The organism is Ruegeria sp. C12, assembly GCF_056537745.1.
Map to the genome: position 1 here is coordinate 75,180 of NZ_JBQFSA010000010.1, position 17,428 is coordinate 92,607.

Annotated in this window: 19 protein-coding genes; 8 read left to right on the forward strand and 11 right to left on the reverse strand. The window is 53.5% G+C overall.

Annotated features, from left to right (window positions below):
* The first annotated feature begins 19 nt into the window (after positions 1-19).
* From ACR0C9_RS18795 to ACR0C9_RS18815, 5 genes are all read left to right on the forward strand, one after another.
* Entirely contained in the window at positions 20-646 is a 627-nt protein-coding gene (locus tag ACR0C9_RS18795) for a hypothetical protein (protein WP_480781713.1), read from the forward strand.
* Positions 604-1,038, forward strand: a complete 435-nt coding sequence (locus tag ACR0C9_RS18800; RefSeq protein WP_480781714.1) for a thermonuclease family protein — start codon at positions 604-606, stop codon at positions 1,036-1,038. Before ACR0C9_RS18795 ends, ACR0C9_RS18800 begins: the two co-directional genes overlap by 43 nt.
* Positions 1,038-1,379, forward strand: a complete 342-nt coding sequence (locus ACR0C9_RS18805; RefSeq protein ID WP_480781823.1) for a single-stranded DNA-binding protein — start codon at positions 1,038-1,040, stop codon at positions 1,377-1,379. The genes ACR0C9_RS18800 and ACR0C9_RS18805 overlap by 1 nt, the downstream gene beginning before the upstream one ends.
* Before the next feature lie 423 nt (positions 1,380-1,802).
* Positions 1,803-2,162, forward strand: a complete 360-nt coding sequence (locus ACR0C9_RS18810) for a DUF736 domain-containing protein (protein WP_480781715.1) — start codon at positions 1,803-1,805, stop codon at positions 2,160-2,162.
* Between the two features lie 164 nt (positions 2,163-2,326).
* Positions 2,327-2,743: a hypothetical protein gene (locus tag ACR0C9_RS18815; RefSeq protein ID WP_480781716.1), complete on the forward strand. Its 417-nt coding sequence runs from the start codon at positions 2,327-2,329 to the stop codon at positions 2,741-2,743.
* Positions 2,744-2,813: 70 nt separating this feature from the next.
* On the opposite strand, the gene ACR0C9_RS18820 is transcribed toward ACR0C9_RS18815, so the two are convergent.
* Genes ACR0C9_RS18820 through ACR0C9_RS18830 form a run of 3 tightly spaced genes read right to left on the reverse strand, consistent with a single transcriptional unit; the run spans position 2,814 to position 5,087 of the window.
* Entirely contained in the window at positions 2,814-4,616 is a 1,803-nt protein-coding gene (locus ACR0C9_RS18820) for a type IV secretion system DNA-binding domain-containing protein (protein WP_480781717.1), read from the reverse strand.
* Positions 4,613-4,831 carry a conjugal transfer protein TraD gene (traD, locus tag ACR0C9_RS18825; protein ID WP_480781718.1) on the reverse strand — a complete coding sequence of 73 codons (219 nt, stop codon included), beginning with the start codon at positions 4,829-4,831 and terminating at the stop codon, positions 4,613-4,615. The genes ACR0C9_RS18820 and traD overlap by 4 nt, the downstream gene beginning before the upstream one ends.
* A complete protein-coding gene (locus ACR0C9_RS18830) occupies positions 4,818-5,087 on the reverse strand; it encodes a TraC family protein (RefSeq protein WP_480781719.1) in 270 nt (89 codons plus the stop codon). Before ACR0C9_RS18830 ends, traD begins: the two co-directional genes overlap by 14 nt.
* A 254-nt stretch (positions 5,088-5,341) precedes the next feature.
* Between ACR0C9_RS18830 and traA the strand changes: the two genes are divergently transcribed.
* A complete protein-coding gene (gene traA / locus ACR0C9_RS18835) occupies positions 5,342-9,058 on the forward strand; it encodes a Ti-type conjugative transfer relaxase TraA (protein WP_480781720.1) in 3,717 nt (1,238 codons plus the stop codon).
* Positions 9,059-9,308: 250 nt separating this feature from the next.
* Here the strand turns inward: traA and ACR0C9_RS18840 are convergent, their stop codons facing one another.
* From ACR0C9_RS18840 to ACR0C9_RS18860, 5 genes are all read right to left on the reverse strand, one after another.
* Entirely contained in the window at positions 9,309-9,932 is a 624-nt protein-coding gene (locus tag ACR0C9_RS18840) for a hypothetical protein (RefSeq protein ID WP_480781721.1), read from the reverse strand.
* Positions 9,933-10,090: 158 nt separating this feature from the next.
* A complete protein-coding gene (locus tag ACR0C9_RS18845; protein ID WP_480781722.1) occupies positions 10,091-10,240 on the reverse strand; it encodes a hypothetical protein in 150 nt (49 codons plus the stop codon).
* Between the two features lie 436 nt (positions 10,241-10,676).
* Positions 10,677-11,315, reverse strand: coding sequence for a bifunctional phosphoserine phosphatase/homoserine phosphotransferase ThrH (thrH, locus tag ACR0C9_RS18850; RefSeq protein WP_480781723.1), 639 nt, complete (start codon positions 11,313-11,315; stop codon positions 10,677-10,679).
* Positions 11,299-11,928 (reverse strand): LysE family translocator, encoded by a 630-nt coding sequence (locus ACR0C9_RS18855; protein ID WP_480781724.1) that lies wholly within the window; start codon positions 11,926-11,928, stop codon positions 11,299-11,301. Before ACR0C9_RS18855 ends, thrH begins: the two co-directional genes overlap by 17 nt.
* Positions 11,929-11,986: 58 nt before the next feature.
* Positions 11,987-12,736 carry a 2OG-Fe dioxygenase family protein gene (locus tag ACR0C9_RS18860; RefSeq protein WP_480781725.1) on the reverse strand — a complete coding sequence of 250 codons (750 nt, stop codon included), beginning with the start codon at positions 12,734-12,736 and terminating at the stop codon, positions 11,987-11,989.
* Positions 12,737-12,848: 112 nt separating this feature from the next.
* On the opposite strand from ACR0C9_RS18860, the gene ACR0C9_RS18865 reads away from it, so the two are divergent.
* Entirely contained in the window at positions 12,849-13,787 is a 939-nt protein-coding gene (locus tag ACR0C9_RS18865; RefSeq protein ID WP_480781726.1) for a LysR family transcriptional regulator, read from the forward strand.
* Between the two features lie 376 nt (positions 13,788-14,163).
* Here the strand turns inward: ACR0C9_RS18865 and ACR0C9_RS18870 are convergent, their stop codons facing one another.
* Positions 14,164-14,784, reverse strand: coding sequence for a LysE family translocator (locus tag ACR0C9_RS18870; protein WP_480781727.1), 621 nt, complete (start codon positions 14,782-14,784; stop codon positions 14,164-14,166).
* A 96-nt stretch (positions 14,785-14,880) separates the two neighbouring features.
* On the opposite strand from ACR0C9_RS18870, the gene ACR0C9_RS18875 reads away from it, so the two are divergent.
* Positions 14,881-15,360 (forward strand): Lrp/AsnC family transcriptional regulator, encoded by a 480-nt coding sequence (locus tag ACR0C9_RS18875; protein WP_480781728.1) that lies wholly within the window; start codon positions 14,881-14,883, stop codon positions 15,358-15,360.
* Positions 15,361-15,500: 140 nt separating this feature from the next.
* On the opposite strand, the gene ACR0C9_RS18880 is transcribed toward ACR0C9_RS18875, so the two are convergent.
* Positions 15,501-16,454, reverse strand: a complete 954-nt coding sequence (locus ACR0C9_RS18880; RefSeq protein WP_480781729.1) for a dihydrodipicolinate synthase family protein — start codon at positions 16,452-16,454, stop codon at positions 15,501-15,503.
* A gap of 205 nt (positions 16,455-16,659) precedes the next feature.
* Positions 16,660-17,334 carry a TetR/AcrR family transcriptional regulator gene (locus ACR0C9_RS18885; protein WP_480781730.1) on the reverse strand — a complete coding sequence of 225 codons (675 nt, stop codon included), beginning with the start codon at positions 17,332-17,334 and terminating at the stop codon, positions 16,660-16,662.
* Positions 17,335-17,428 lie beyond the last annotated feature (94 nt).

Consider the following 17,428-nt stretch of genomic DNA (forward strand, 5'->3'; position numbering starts at 1 on the left):
ACGGGTCGCTGATCTACAAATGATCAAACCGTTGTCGGCAAACAGATCTCGACATGCGGCAACTGCAATCTTGAAGCGAATGTCGATAGGCGATTTTCTACCACAATCTGTTTATGCTGCTTCACTTTACCGCCACATTGGTCTACAAAATACCGCTATATATAGCGGTATAGAGATGATGAAAAACCTCCCTCATTCTGGCGGTAAGACAGTACTTTCTTTCAGAGACAGTTTGATCAAGGCGCTTGATGAGGAGAGATTTGACGATCTCTTGCTTCTGCTCTCCAATCGTCTTCGTTTGCGCCAGCAAACTGTCAGTCCGCACGCGCGAAAGGCAATCCCAATTGATACCACCAAAGCATCGCCACTTCGCAACACAAAGCTCACCACCGACGAAATCAACACCTTCGACATACGCGACAGAGGGTGGCACCTCATCGCACTTAAAGACCACGCGATCATCGGGGCCGAGAGATTTCCGGTTCGACACGATGATCCCCATTTCCGCAAAAGTCTGCTCGAATATGTCGAAACCATCGTCTCATACTACGGCAAAGATGCGCTTGTCGTTGCCGCTTACCACAAGGATGGCATGCTGATCGAATGGCAGTTTCTCAACGACTTTACGGCCGAACCGGTACGTTAGCGTTCACGGCCCTTCTTGTCTGGGCAAGTCCTCAAGTCGCAACGCCTGAGACGATCTGGCGTGTCTGTCAGCCTCATGAAAAACGCATCACATGTATCGTCGACGGCGATACATTTTGGTTCCAAGGTGAAAAAATGCGCCTTCTTGGTGTCGATACCCCAGAAATGGACGGCGCCTGTGCCCGCGAGAGACATCTTGCGACCAAAGCAAAATATCGTCTGCTGGAGCTGGTTTCGACAGGCATCCTCACCATTACCCGGCATGGTCAAGACGATTACGGCCGCAGCCTCGTCAGTGTCGAAACGCGCGTCGGAATGGTCGGTGACCTTCTCCTCAAAGATGGCCTTGCCGATCGTTTCGGAGACGACCAACTACCAAGATGGTGTGGATGATGCCAGGCTCCTTCACATGGACCGCGAATGTACGCATTGGCTCGCTAAAGCCCTACGAGCAAGCCCTGGTCATTACGGTCGTTCATGAGCTCGAGCGCTTCACCATTGATCATGGCTCCACCACCACGCCCTGTTGGAACACCGTCGTTTGTTTCAAGCAGACCCTGAGAACGCAGCTTGAGGCATCCCTTGCTCCCGGTGATCTGGTTCATTTCCAAGGGTTCGTTCGCACAAGCTCTTATACCGATGACAAAAAGGCAAAACGCCGAACCGTTGACCTCGTCATCACGCAGTTCGATATTCTGCATAAACATATCGAGGGTCCGGTTCCAGCCGAGTAGTTTGACCGGGTCCATCGCCCAGTCGTCGGCGTCACACCCACCGTAGCCGACGCGCTCGTCGCCATCACGAACCCGGGCCGCGCCTTTTCAACGCGCTTTGCCGCGACAAATTCGATCCAAGGGACATCTCAATGCCAACAGTAGGGTCCCGGCGAACCCTTGTTCGTCAATGGGTAGGGCAGGGCAAATGCTCAGGGCGTCTCCTCCTTTCACTTGAGCGACTGTCTGGCCCATATTCCTGATCGGCGCCACTGGGCATGGGCGCTCCAAAACGCAATGTCGAAAGCCCCTCCCGTGTCCTCGGGCTGTGCCCTGCGGGCCGCTCCATTCGGGTCTTTCTCGTTGCGTTTTCTCGGCTCTCCCCATGCTTTTCCAGTGCCATCAGGAAAATGGATCCTGACAACATTTGAAAGGAACTGACCCATGAGCAACAAACTTGCATCCCTCACCAAAAACGAAAAAGGCATCTTCACCGGCACGCTCGCCACAATGGCTGTTCGCACCCGCATCACTGTTGTCCCGAACGCCAAAGCCCATGGCGAACAGCCCGACTACCGCGTCTTCGCAAATGGCGACTACGAAATCGGCGCCGCTTGGTCGAAGACATCGGAAACGACTGGCAACGAGTACCTGTCGGTCAAACTGGCAGCGCCCGAACTCGGCGGTATGGCTATCTATGCCAACGTCATTGCCCTCGACGAGATCGGAGACGATGGCGTGACCCATCTGATGCTATGGTCCGCGCGAGAGCCGCAAACAGGATCCTCCCAGATGGCCGCCTAGGCCATCACCGGAGAGCTGACGGCCATATCCGTCGGCTCTCCACGAAGCCAGATGACACAATCGAAGTATCACGATATATTCACGCTATCGTCCACCGGGTTCTTGACTCGACAATCACATCGGCGGAGCGGATCAAAGGAAGTCACAGCGAGTTAATAATAGCCATGCAATTCGATCCCAGAGATTTGTTCGACGACGCCTATGTGAAGTTTTTCGACGGCCCGCCTAAAGCCTCAGACCTCAAACCAGGACAACTCGGAATCAACGCTGATCTCTTCAAACAGGTAAAAACACATTACAGAAAAGCCCGCGAAAACAGCGCCTGCCGCGTTCTCGCTGATATCTGTCAAGACATCCAGGGATCAGGTTATATCGGAACACTCGAGGACAGTGCGATGCGCGTGGGAACGTCGTGGACAACTGTACAGCGATGGCGCTCAAGATTCTACGATACCGGTCTTCTCAAGCAGCATAACCGTAACGGACTTTATTCCGTCGACCCTAAAGTTGCGATTAAACTTGGTGACGACGGCAAGGTCTTAAAGCCCAATCCGAAGAACAACGGCATCTTCACCTTCTAGCGACTGACCTGTTATGCCAGCTGACGTTCAGGGTGTCTAAAAGCAACGCCCCCGCGCGCTTGGCACAAAACTACCGATCAATTTCTAACCCTTTGTCGCCCCTCTCGATCTCGCCAAATCGCATTTCTTCTTGAGCTGTGATCTCCTCTTGATGCGCAATTGCGTCTTCATCGTCAAATATCTCTCGTAACCGTAACGTCCATCCCGCCGCGCGTTCCGCGACCCGGAGCTCCTTGCTCTTGGAGTAGGGCACCATAACCCGATAGATGTATCGTCCGATCCCACTGACCAAGACATATACGCCCCGTTTGTGTAGCAGGGGGCCGAGCTCAGTCTGAAAATCAGTTCGATGCATTGCAGGTTCACGCTTTTCATCCCGGATCCATTTCAGACGACCCGAACCATCCGTATCGCGTCGATGAGTGATCAGGATTGAGTTGCCGAACTGATCCTCGAGGCGTCGCGCAGTTTGCCCAACATTGATCTTGGCGATCACTTTTGTACCGATCAGGGATTCAATTTGATCGGCAACCTGCTGCGAGTACTTGGCAACCAGTTGCTCCAATCCCTGAATCCCGAGAACGACGGCCAGACCCTTGGATCGACCGGTTTCCAGCATCGCTTCAAACCGATGAACTTTGGGAAGCTGAGCGAATTCATCGACAAATAACCACACGCGACGCTCCTTGCTTTCCCCAAAAGAAATGTCGGACACCGACGAAGACATCACCGTCAGAAACGCCGAAATCCACCCCTCGGACTGATCCTGAAACCGCCCCGAGCGCTGCAGGATCAACGTTCGGTGCGGCGTCTCTTCATCAAGCAGCCATTGCCTCAAAGAGAAGCTCTGCCGTTGGTTCTGTTCCTTGCGCCAGCCATAGGCCAACATCCGCACAGCCCCCAATCCAGCGGCCATTGTCGATATGGTCGCCGCCACCTGTCGGTAGTCCGCATTGAGATAGATCATCGCGTCCCGGTGATAGCGCTTGGCAAACCCCTGCAATGTATCGAGGGGCATCTGGGTCGTTTCCATAAGCTCCCACCAGGTCCATTGCCGCGGCTTTGTCTTCATCAATGTGATCATACAAAGTGCCAGGATTGTGCGTGCTGAATCTGAAAAGAACCGATCTTTGCTCTCTGGAATGATGCGGTTCGCCACTTCGATCGCGTCTTCTTCAACCACCAGATCATTGGCAACATCCCAGATCACCGACCTATCATCATGCGGTGCCAGGATGAGCGGCTCCGCAAGCTCGGTTTTGCCTTTCGGCTTGGAATACGCCATGCGAGTGTAGTCACCTTTGAAGTCAAAGATCACCACTTTGTCACCCCGCTCCATCACGGATCGCAGCAGCGGTAGGATCGTTTGTGTTTTGCCGCCACCAATCGCGCCATAGATCAAGAAGTGGTTCACCTCACGCAATCGGCTTAGCTGAAACGGACCAAACCATGGCAGCCCGGCCACGTCCTTTTTGATCTCTGCGCGTGACGCTTGACCCAGTTCTTTCTCTCCGGCGACCGAAAGACCTGTCTTGACGATGAGCGGTCTAACTCTCAATCCCCACTCCCAAACGAGGTAGACAAAGGCACCAATTGCGAGCATCGCCAATGCCGCAAATGTTGTCACACTGAGATAAAATTGTTCGGCCGAGCCTGCACTCATGGCCTCTCTAATCGTACGGCAGTACGCCTGATCAAACGGATTGAGGCATGCTTTCACGTAGTCCCATTGAATGGGGATGGGCGCGCCCTCTGGCGTATCGTAAGACAAATGAGAGAAGCCGTACCAACAAAAGAGGGGCGCCGCTGCGCCACCTCCAAGCACAAGACAGATGATCAGCCCGTAGTTTGGTTCTTCAGGCTTGCGGATCATGATATTCGTTCCGATCGCTGCCTAAGCGCGCCGTAAGATTTGTCTGAGGTTGTCCTTGACGCGCGCTCGGGAAAGCTGGTTTCGAGATAAGATGACAAAGCCTCTATGATGTCGTTGCGGCTCAAATGCGCAGCGCCGGCGGCTTCAACTGCTTCCCCCAGTTCCAAACGTCTACGTGTTTCAACCCGTCTTTCTGCGTGCTTAGCTTGTCGCATTCTCTGCTCCGCTCGCGCGCGCTTGGCCTGAATTTGAAGCAGGAATAGAGGCTTTGGGAGGTGCGCGAAATCGTTCTGCAATCGCCTTGAACTCCCTCAACAACTCCGCATCCGAGATATCAAGCATGTTGAGTTCGGCTTTGGCCGCGATCTTACCGATCTGCACCGCACGGCTTTCCAAGGCCTCTTCTCGTTGCGCCTGAAGTGCTGCGATTTCTTTGTCGATGTCGGCAACAGATTTCGATTTGCGTGCCATCTCGGTCATCTCCTTTCCGGTTGGGGTGGGCGGCTCCACTCAGGATGTCGCAATGACTATACCAGATTATATCGTTTACATATAGCGATATATATGCGATAGGAGTTGAAAACAACGGCGCACTTATACGTCGCATGCGACAGGTGCGGCCCGAGGAAGGGCCGTTTTGGGCGAATTGAGCGGTCTGGTCAGCGATTGCGGGACTGGTTGCGCGTTGTGATTTGGCCAAAGCAGGCCAAAGAGGAGAAAGCGCGGTGGCGATTTACCATCTGTCGGCGCAGATCATTGGAAAAGGGTCCGGGCGGTCTGCTGTGGCCGCGGCCGCCTATCGTCATTGCGCTAAGATGGAGCGGGAAGAGACATCCGAGGAGATCGACTACTCCCGAAAAGGTGGCAACGTCCACTCCGAGTTTGCGTTACCAAAAGAGGCACCATCCTGGATATCTGATTTTGCTGAAAGCCATACGGTGGCTGAAACCAGCGCCTATTTCTGGAACGCGGTAGAGACATTTGAGGCGCGGCGGGATGCGCAATTGATGCGCGAGATTGTTCTGGCGCTTCCAAACGAATTGACCACAGATCAGAACATAGAGTTGGTCCGGGATTTTGTGTCACGGGAATTGAGCGCGCATGGGATCGTCGCCGATTGGGCCTATCACGACATGGACGGAAATCCTCATGTGCATGTGATGACGTCGCCGCGACCGCTAACCGACAATGGGTTTGGAGCGAAACGTGTACCGGTCTTGGATGGCGATGGTGCACCCTTGCGTGGGTTCGAAGGCAAGATCCGCTACACGCAATTTACGGGCGGCATGGAGCGCCTCAAGGAGATGCGTGAGGCTTGGGCGGACATCCAAAACCACCACCTGGCAAAGCATGGTCACGACATTCGGGTGGACCACCGGTCTTTTGAGGAGATGGGCATCGATGCGGTGCCGTCGACCCATCGGGGGCCGGCGGCAGACAATATGGACGCGCGAGGTGAAGCCTCAGAATTGGCGGAGAAAGCGCGCACCGCCGCGCGGGAAAACTATGAGCGCTATACAGAAGACCCGAGCCTCGTCCTGCAGAAGATCACAACGCAGAAGGCGGTGTTCACCAAGCATGACATCGCTCGGGAGATCCACAGGACAGAGTGTTCTGCGGCCGAGTTTCAGGCGCTTTACTATCGTGTTGGCGCCCATGAGGAGCTTGTTCCAATCGCTGCGCCGGCCTTTGATCCCTTCACGGGAGACGAGACCAGCGATGCTTTGTTCTCGACCAAAACCATGGTCGAGCTGGAGCACCAGATGGTGCAGAACATCCAAGGGATTGCTCAGAAACCGGGGGCAAATCTCTCACAGAAGGTTCTGGGGCAGGCCTTTGAGGCGTTCGAGCATAAGCGCGGCTTTGCCCTTAACGATCAGCAGAAGATGGTGGTGCGCAATCTGACCGGCGAACAGGGTGCAGCTGCGCTGGTGGGCTATGCAGGGGCGGGTAAGTCGACCGCAATTGATGCGACGCGTATGGCATTGGAGGCGCAAGGCCACACTGTGATTGGGGGTGCTTTGGCCGGAATTGCTGCGGATAATCTGCGCGCGGAATCAGGCGTTCAGTCGCGGACACTGGCCTCCTGGGAGCACCAATGGGCGCGTGATCGGATGCTGCCCGATGCAGGGACCGTTTTCATCATGGACGAAGCTGGCATGGTGTCCTCAAGCCAAATGGAGAGAATTACGAGGGTCCTTGATGAGGCCGGCGCGCGTATGATTGTCCTTGGTGATGCGCGGCAATTGCAGCCCATCCAGGCCGGTGCCGCCTTCCGGGCGTTTGTGGACGTGACGGGGTATTCGGAACTCGACAGCGTTGTGCGTCAGTCTGAGCCCTGGATGCGGGACGCCGCGATTGCCTTCGGGTCGGGCGACGCCGATGCGGGTGTTGATGCCTATATGGCGCATGACAAGTTTGCCTGGGCTGATACGTCAGAGGATGCGCGCTCCTCCCTCATCGCCGATTGGATACCACTCCATCAGGCAGGTGCCGACGTCACCATCATGGCACATCGCAACAAGGACGTGATCGCACTCAATGTCGAGGCGCGGGAGTCCTTGAAGCGGGCAGGGGCGCTTGGTGAGGATCAGAGTTTTGCAGCCGAAAGGGGCAAGCGGGATTTCTCCAACGGGGATCGCGTGCTCTTCCTCAAGAACGAACGCAGCCTCGATGTGTTTAACGGATCGACCGGAACTGTCACCAAAGCGGACCGCAACAGGCTCGATATATTGGTCGACGGCCATGCGGATCCGATCACCATTCGGGCCAATGAGTACAACCACATCGACCACGGCTATGCCCGGACAATCCACAAAGAACAGGGCAATACGGTTGACCAGAGTTTTGTTTATCTCTCGCCAACCATGGACGCGCAGCTTTCCTATGTCGCGCTGACCCGCCACCGCGATGATGTGCGGCTCTATGCGTCTCACGAGGAATTCCGCAGCTCAGGTGAGATGGTCGAGCAGATGACCCGCGACCGGCTGCAGGATTCCACCGCGCTTTATCGACAAACTTATGACTACCAGGATGTGGTCCGTGGATTTGCTGAGCGGCGCGGCTTTCCGACAAGCCAAGTTCTCTCCGATTTCGTCAAATCGAATCTTGCTTATTTGCGCGAGCGCTTTGACAGTTTGGCGGCCGCTTTTGAAAAGCTTCGCAAAGCCGCGCCGGACCATACCCTGCGCGACGAGGCCATCCGCGTGCGTCACGCAGCGCCCGCGCCGGCCTTGCGTGTGCCGTCATCGCCCCCCGAACTGACGCCGCAGCTCAGCCAATCCATGTCGCGGCTGTCCCATGACCTGGCCTCAGAAACTCTAAAAGGACGCAAAGCGCGAGGCTTTAAACGCAGCGCTCACTACGAGCTTAACATGGCCGGGTCCGCCGCCGAGCTGCGCAGTTTCAATGAGCGCATTCGCCGGCAGATCAGCGGCGACGCGATCCTGACCCATGGGTCCCATCAGCCAAAGGAGGATGCCGCAATTCTGCGTGGCCAACCGGAAGTTTGGTCGACGTTCGCCCGGGAAAACTGGGACGCGATCTTCGCAGCTCAATGGGCTGAGACCCTAGCCAGACTGCAGCCTCTCATGACAACAGCCCGACCCATCGAACCCGAACGGCAAGCGAGGACAGCGATGCCAGAAGACCAAAGACCCGCGCAAAGGCCCCTCATCGAAGCGATGCCCGAACTGCCACCGCTCCCAGAAAGGGAATTGAGAGATCGCGCAATCGCAAGCAAGATGATTGGCCCGACGATGGCCACCGCATCCGACGTGGCTGGTCGCATTTACACCAATGGCGATGCTGCCGCCGCCGCGATAGCGGCCCGATACGCGGAGCTCGGGAACGCGGATGCTGTAACCTCTGAGGTCGAACGCAAACCGGCGTCATTTGGTGAGCTGAAAGGTGCGACCCGTCTCGGTATGGCGAATGCGGAGCGTCGCAATGCGCTCGAGTGGGTTCCTCAAATGGCGGTCCAAGCAGGTAAGGTGATTGAGGCGGCCGGTCGCGCCGAGAGGGAAATCACAAAAAATCACGACGCTATGCGGACGGCGAAAGCAAAGCCATTGCCGGATCTTTCGGAAAATGCCCAGCACTTCCTCGCCCGGGTTGATGCTGTATCCAAGCTGCCCAAGGGGGAAGCCAAGGTGGATGAGATGAAGGTGCTGCTCAAAGACAGCGCAGCGATCCAGGAAGTGCAATCCTTTAGGAAGTCGCTCTCAGATCGCTATGGCCGCGGCGAGGGGATGATCAGGGAAGGTGTCGCCGCGGACCCGGGTCTCAAACAAAGAAGTGCCCCGGATCAACAGATTGCCCTAACCCGTATACATACCGTCCTGTCTGGTTTCCCTAAGATTGGTGAGATGCAGACCCAAGTGAGGTCACAGGATCGCGCACATGATCGTAGCAAGGATCAATCCAGAAGCATCGAGAGGTAGGTCCTACTCTGGAGTACCGATTTGGCTGATGGGTGATCACTTGGGACAGGCCAGCGAATCTTCTCGCGCATAATTTACCGCTCGGATGGGTGAGCATCACCTTCACCGGGGAACATTGATGACGGCCGACAAGCGCAGAAACAAATTGAAACCTCTCGTGCCTACAAAAGCTGGCACTTGTGCATTGCGCTGCGGAAGCGAGCGAATGAGCCCAAAGTGTCCGATGCTGCACGCGACACGAATGGCCGCTCTATTGATCCGGGTCGTTCTTGGCCAGCCAGATTTCAAAGGCTTCGAGGATGTCATCCCCATTTCTTTCGAAATGCGTTTCCGCTTCCAACCCTTTCAAACCGATGAACGCATCGTCTGGAATATGCCATCTCAATTTCTTGCCCTCTGAAAGCGCAGCGTGCATCTTCGTTTCGTAGGCGAGGACACGTTCTGGCTCTGACGGGGCGTAGTCTCGCGACGCAAAGCTCGCAGTGTTCATACGCTTTAGGATGGCATCATTGCGGTGCACGTCTGCCTCAAATATCCCGAGAGGGTTTTTCTTGGCGTCGTTTTCCCAGAGATACTCTTCGATCGACATCGGTGATCCAGAGCCGAGAAACAATTGCCATCCCGTACCAAGATCGCATTTCGGGTGCAGCAAGCAGGCCATCGCCCAGTCCTCATCGAAAGGACCATCATAGTAGATGTTGCTCACAAGATAGTGGATATCCCCCGCATCCAACTTGGCCAGAAAAGCACGACCTTCCTCGCTGTCTGGCGTGATTACGCGCAGGTTCAATACGCACGCGCTATCAAGCCATTTCTGCCTGTGTTGCGCATTTTCTTGGCGGCGGCGACGCAAACTAATCTGTTCCTCTGACATGTTTGCTTCCTGGATTTTTTGAAATGTATTGGCGTCATTCAATTGCCGAAGAAGGCGACCTCGCCTCCAACCTTGAAAGAACTTCATAAAAAAATTCACGCCGTTGGCCCCTTGCTACCCATGTCTTCCTTTTTTGGCCAATCAAGCCGGATGTACGGCTAATTGTCGTCAGTCGATCTCTTGCCGTCCAATAGATTGGTGGCCCAGGCTCCGACCTCAAGCTGGACGATGTTCATCTCCCAGATGCGACCAACCACTTCCTTGACCCCATCTCTGAACTGTGTCGGTGAGTCCCAGCTTGCCCTCATCTGAATCAAATGAGCCAAGACGCTAACTCATAACCAATAGAACACCGGAGACACGACCGCGACTTCTGCAAAGTGAACGATTTGAAACGCAACGCCTTGGTTTCCCGTTTCATAGTTTAGTGATCCAGCTTCTGGTAGTCGTCATGGAGCTTCCTCAGCCGCGGTGGCGACGATAACATCATCGAACTCTCTTCCGTCGGCAAGGATGGCATATCTTTTCTGATACCAACCGTTACTTTCATTAATCAAAAGGTTCAAAACTGGACGGGGTTGATATGACTGCAAAAGATTAAAAACAAATCCCCCAAAGAACACCTTCCAACCTAGTAAAGTTACGTCGAAATGTTAGGCGCAAAAACCTCGAAGTTCATGAGCTGTCATTCATCCCGCGCTCGGCATCCGGCAGATCAGGCGCTCCTGACATTTTTGGAGCCAACTAAGTATATGCTTCTGCGAATGTTGAAAACCTTGAAAGCACCTGCTCAAGATTTCTTAGCACAGGTAACTCTCCGGCTGACTGGAGCGTCATATCCGAGGGGTCAAACAGTATCCCAAGATCAGCGTCACGTAGCATATCAAGGTCATTAAACCCATCCCCGATTGCAAGGAACGGTGCTTCTCCCTCGGGCAGGAACTCATAAATCCGGGCCTTGCCTTGCCCGATATGCCAGTAGAAACAGTCAGCGGCAAAACCGTGACAATCGACCGTCAGATGGTTCGTGAAGACGCGGCTCACGGAAAGCGCCCCAAGTGCGCTGGCGTTCATCGGTGCAAATGAATCTGTGACAATCACGACGTCAGCGAAAGTCTTGAGCGTTTCAATGAAGTCAATGGCCCCGGGCAGAAAAGACAATCCTGATACAATCTCCTCAACCTCAGTAAGTTGGACCCCATTGCAACGCAGGAGCTCAAGCCGTTGTGCCATAAGCGTCGGATAGTCAGAGACTTCACGCGTTGTAACTTCGAGTCTCGTATCGCCTATGGCCGATGCGATTGAGGGCCACATTTCAGGAAAGAGCACCCCTTCCAGATCGATCAGTGCGACTGGTTTTGGCATGTCAAATCCCCAGATCATTTTTTAGAAGCAAGAAGCACCCCAGCAGAAGCAGGACAAAGCCGATGGCGATGTTAAATGCGCGCTGGTTGTTGAGTATGCGAGTGCGGATGGCAGATGCAGACATGAACATGGAAACAGCGCTGAACCATAAGAAGTGAGAGATTGCGATAAACGCACCCCACAGCAATTTGGCTTCGAGCGATGTTTCTGGCCCGATGACCTGGCTGTATAGGCTGATGACAAATAGCGATGTCTTTGGGTTCAGGCTGTTGGTTAGCAACCCCATCCCGAAGTAACGCCAGTTGGTGAGTTGATTGTCATCTCCATCATTTGCGCTCACCTGAACTGGCTGGGAGCGCACCATCGCCAGACCCAGATAAAGCAGATAACCAGCGCCGATGATCCGAACATATTCAAAGAATCCAGGCACATATTGCGATATGAGTGCCAGGCCTAAAATCGCATACGCGACGTGAACAAAGCACCCGGAGGCAATACCCACCGAAGACGCGAGTCCCGCACCGTGGCCGAAGAGCGACGAATTTCTTGAGACAACGGCAAAATCTGCCCCAGGACTGATGACTGCAAGCCAAGTAATGGTTGCGATCACCCATGCTTGAGTGATGTCCAAAGCTAGGTTCCTTTCATAGGCCCGTCACCAGCATGGCTGGTGACGGGCGGCTTACTTGCTATTTTCTTTTGAACGTGACGACGAACATGTCACGATGACCTTTGAGCTCGGCCGACGCCGGAAGAATGGCCGAGACGCCATGTGCTACACGAAGATCGTTCACCATGACGGCCTCAAACGGCTTGGTGAGGGTGAACTGTGCAACTTCGTTGTTGTCCGCATCAAGGACACGCGTGGTCCCGTTGACGACATTGTGCCGGTCTACGAGAACCATGAGGACATAGTCAACGCCGTCGCGGTGAACGCCCTCAGGTGTCGGCTTTCCTCCGGTGGACAGGGCGTTGATGCGAAACTGATGTGTCTCGATATGCCAGTCATACATTGGTGACAGCATCCCAAAGCTGCGCGACGCGAACTTCAGGATACCATTGAGAACTTTTCCGTCGGCCACGTGATCTTCCAGCGGTGCAAAATATCGTTGGACGCCGCCGTTCAGATCGTTGAAGGTTCTGGTTTGGTAGTGCGGCTGGTGCGCTTCGTGAGCGATACCACCCCCTGCGCGCGTCGCTGAAAAAGTGCCGTGACGCCGCTTGCGGTATGTACCGCCGTCAGCCATGTGTTGGTCAACTTCAAGATTGTTCCAGCTATCGCGAAAACTCTCCAGCTCGTGCTGCGGCAGGTCGTTGATTTCCCGCAGAAAGGCTTCCGGGGACATATGCACAAAGTCATATTTCGCCAATTTTTCGCAATAAATCGGGTAAGTCGTAACGGGGGCGGATGGGGTCGCCAATGCGGCCGGGGATTGCATTTCCAATTCCTCCAAAGAGCAAGTTATACTGGATATGTTGCACGCTGAAATTGAGGCGCGACCGGCAAAATTACAAACGAGTAAAGGTCATGCAGTACCAAGAGTTTTTTTCATGAAAGATCAAAGACGGCAAAGGTACAAATGGAGCCTGAAAGCAATGCGCACGTTCGAAGTGTGTGCAAGGCGAGGAAGTTTTGCAGCGGCGGCTGAAGAACTCAGGATCACCCAAGGAGCCGTCAGCAAACAAATCAAAGGTCTTGAAGAAAACTTGGGATTGCCACTCTTTTATCGCCAAGGCAATCGTATTGATCTGTCAATTGAAGGCTCGGAGCTTGCTGCGCATTTGTTCGAGATGTTCGAAGACTTGGATAGTCTTGTGAACAGGCTGGCACCCGACCATGCGACTACTCCTCTTGTTGTTTCCTGCGAACCCACGATTTGTCTTAAGCTATTGATTCCCCTTGCACCAGTGATCGAAGAGGAAACCGGTATAAAGCTCAAAATTCTCTCGGGTGGCGGTGCGGTTGACTTTCACAGGCACGGTATCGATCTTGCGATCCGCAGAAACGACTTCGACCTTGAGCCAGACCTGCATATCGAAACAATTGCGAAAGAATTTGTCGGACCGGTCATGAACCTGGATCTTTCCTTTGGACGGGGTTCAGAGCCGCAAAATCACACACGCATCAGGTCTTCTAGCCGCCCTGACGCCTGGCTGAACTGGAACGATCAAACCGGGAAAGACACGCTGACTCGCGAGGTTGAACACCAACATCATTTTCTTGCTCTAGAAGCAGCTGAGAATGGGCATGGCATTGCAATGATGTCGCTCTTTATGGTTGCCCGAAACATGGAAAACACTAGGCTGACGGCGCCTTTCGGCTTTGTTCCAGATGGTTCCAAATACCTCTGTATATCAACTCGGCCTATTGACAACGACCCACGCAAGCGTGCTCTCGTTGATTGGCTGAAGAAGAAATTTCACGACTATAAAAACTACTTTGCCACAGAGGCTGCTGGGCATCGTGACCGAAGTTCATCATCGCGATGAGCTGGCCGCGAAACGCCTACGTGAACTGCTACAACGGACCTTCGTGCAGTCTGCAGCATTGGTCGAGATGGGCTCTTTTTCCTCTTTCGCGGCGTGATTTCTGACGGTTGCTCACAAGAAAGGGGCTTGGAGTGCCGTTTCGCCCGGTGTGCAAACGACCCCGCTTTGGTGATCGTGTCTCAATGAGCGTAGAAGCTGAGACCGCTCGCCTGTCGGGTCTCTTTCAATGTCTCATTGGGCGTTTCTTGCATGACTTTAGAGGTATTGAGCCGCTTGACGATACACTGCCGCAGAAAACTCTTTACCGCCCTATTCTGCACTGAGGCACACGCTCCAGAGGCAGTCGAGCAGGATGAGCAAGGCAAACTTCATTACGTCAGCGCATGTTCAGAAATAGTTTGGCCGCAAATCCGATCAGGATGACGCCGGAAAATTGTCGGAATCTGTCATACCGAGCCCGCGTCATGAAACTGCTCGAGAAAAAATGTGCAAGCGCCGAATAGGTGGCGAGCGACAGAATGGACAGGCCACAATAGGTCAGAATGAGAATGCTCGCTTGTGGCGCCAATCCCCGCTCCAAGTCCAGAACTTGAGGGAACAGCGCCATATAGAACAGCAGCGCCTTGGGGTTGGTGGTTGCCAGTAGAAATGCCTCTGAAAACAAAACGCGAGCTGGCACCGTTAGGTCGGCCTGAGAGTTCAGAGACAAGGTTTCTCTACTAACCAATAGTTTGACCCCAAGCCAAACCAAATAGGCCACTCCCACCCATTGAAAAAGGGGCCAGAGCAAATCTGATGCCATCACAAATGACGTGATACCCGCTGCACAAATGGCTCCGCCTACAGCAAGACCAAGGGCATTGCCAAATATTGTGGGCGCAACCTGCTTCATTCCCAATTGCATCGCGCGCCGCACAGTATTCAGGTTCGCCGGTCCTGGCGTGACAATGTTCACAGCGGAGATTGCCGCAAAGGATGCCCAAAGTGCCCAGTTCATAGTCTCTCTCAAATTTTAATATTGCTTCCATGTAAAGATAAAACGTGATTGCGAAAATGTGCTTCTGGAAATAAAAGCAGATAGATGGTTTTAAGCATGGAAAAGGAAGCATTTTTGGGTATCTGCATTGGAATGGAAAATACTTTAGACGACCTTGATCGCGGCATTCTCACCGCATTGGTGGATGATGCGCGCATCAGTTGGAAAGACCTCGCCGCTGATCTGGGGGTCTCTTCGCCAACAATCCGTGATCGTGTCAGGCGATTACAAGACAGAGGTATTGTGCAAGGGTTTTCGATCGAGGTTTCACCGGTAGCCCTGGGGTATGCTCTTGAAGCTGTTGTCAGATTTCGCCCACTACCCGGTAAGCGCCATGTGCTGGAGCAGCAGATTCAGGATACGGATAGAATCGTGCAGTGCGACAAAGTTACGGGTGAGGATGGGTTTGTGGCCCGGTTGCTGCTGAAAGATATTGGTGAATTGGATCCACTGCTTGAAACATTTGGGCGGATGGCAACAACGAACACGTCAATCGTGAAGTCGAGCTCCGTCAGAATGCGACCCCCACCGTTTTGAACCAAAGCAGACGTTGGAATGACTGTGCCGAACGCCCGCTTCGTCCGCGTTCGACCCCGACGCTATGAATGGCCAGTTTCAAGCTAACTTACTCAGAAAACTTCGTACTGCCCAATTCTGCATTTAGCCTGAAGCAACCCCTATTGGTCTATTTCCCGGAGCGAGACGTCTCTCAAAGTGCGCTCGATTTTGGTGATCGAGCATTGCGAAATATCAGCCTTTGCGCCACGTGAATTCGGTGACGGAAGGAGGCCGCGCTGGTAGGCCATGTGGCGATACACAAGGTCGCGTTCTTCAGGGTTGCGCTCATTTATGAGCGCAACGATTGGCGCGAGCTTCGTATGCAACGCTTGAGCATCAAAGAAGCGACCTTGTTGTGTTGCTTGATACAGGCTGGTGACTTCATATGGTGCAATCATGGCCAAACGAGAGAGGACTCCGTCACCACCAGTATTTAGGCTGTGAAACAACGCGCCTTCAGATGACGAAAGAACTGCGATCGGTCGGTTCACTGATTTGAGCGCATAGTAGTGTTGATCATACATCACGACGTCGTCTTGGTCGCCAATGCCAAATCCAAGAACGCGGCTACAATTTTCCGCGATGCTCGTGACTAGTGTCTGATCTGAATGCGAGCTTCGCTTGTTCTGTCGCAGTGCGATCACGACTGGCAAGTCCATTCGTTCTGCGAGACTTGGAAGTTGTTTGAGCCATTTGTGCCTAGGGTCTGCGGCCCCGCAATCAGTAAGAAACACGATAACCGCATCTGCACCAACAGAACGGAACTCTGAGCATCTCTCTAAAACGTCGTCCCCGAATTCTCCAACGCAGGCAAGAAGAACCTTTTCTTTCGAGAGACCTAACCGCGTTGCTGCAACGACCTCAAGACTCTCACTTTTCGACAGGTTTGCACGATCTCGAACCGGTGTATTGACGGCAATTCCTTGAATACCGCTTATCCGCGACAATCTTGTCGCCTGCGCGCTGATCACCTCTGGCGCCAGTGACAAGTCTTCGTTAAAAACCGCTAGTGTTGAGACAAACACGCCGCCTGAGATTGATTGCGATGTCAGTCTTTGTGGAACGTAATTCAAATACTCAAATGTCCTGCTCAGTTCGATGTAATGTGTACTGCTTCGTCCAGGAAGCTTGGGCTAAGATGTGCTCATCCTGACCCAAGACGTATACCTTGGCACGAGGCTCTTAACTCTTGTCGTTCACCTCTGATGGCTTGTTCACTCGACTAAGTGGAACTCTTGTGGATGGATTTACGTTTCTAATAACGTGGTTCTCCGGACGCTAAGAAACGTTGCTGCTTGTCGCTTCCAAGTGAACTCTAAATCCATTGAGAAAAGAGCGTGCACGGCATGCGATGAGTGACTCCAACTCGACTTGCGCGGGCATTTTGAACACCCATTGTCGTACGCCGAGATAAAAAAAGCTGGAATGAAACCCCCAGATCAATTCGAGTGCCATCTCGCGATCCGCTGGGTCGAGATCGGTTTTTCTTCCCATCTCTTGTAAAAGCTCGTTCAGGAGCGGTTCAAAAATGCGCTTGCGCAGAAGTGCGATGTACCTTTGCGAGATCACCGGGTCATCAAAGGCGGACAGCAGAAAAATTCTGACCCAATCCTTTTGCAGGACCACCTTTGTATAGTCTTGAAGATACTTAACGAGACGCTCTTCAACAGAACGGCTCTGGTCAATCAGAGTTTCATCCCATTCGGGGTCCCAACGTCCAAGATAGACGCGTTCGTAGATTTTCTCCACGATATCGTCTTTGTGTTCAAAGTAGCGATATAGAAGGCTCTGGCTTATCCCCAAATGTTTGGCGAGGTCGCGGGTAGAGAAGTTCAACCCTCGATCTGCTACAAAATCAATTGCTCCCTTTACAATTTGGTGCTCGCGCTCTTGAGGTGAAAGGCGTTGTCGCTTCTTGGTTTGCGGTTTTGTTGATGTTTCTTTCTGTACCATAAGTCTCGAACTGCCTCTGCTTTGTAACCCACGTTGTTAGCTCACGTGCCCTATATAGCATGTGCGGAGGATGCCACCCGTCGAAACGGGTGGC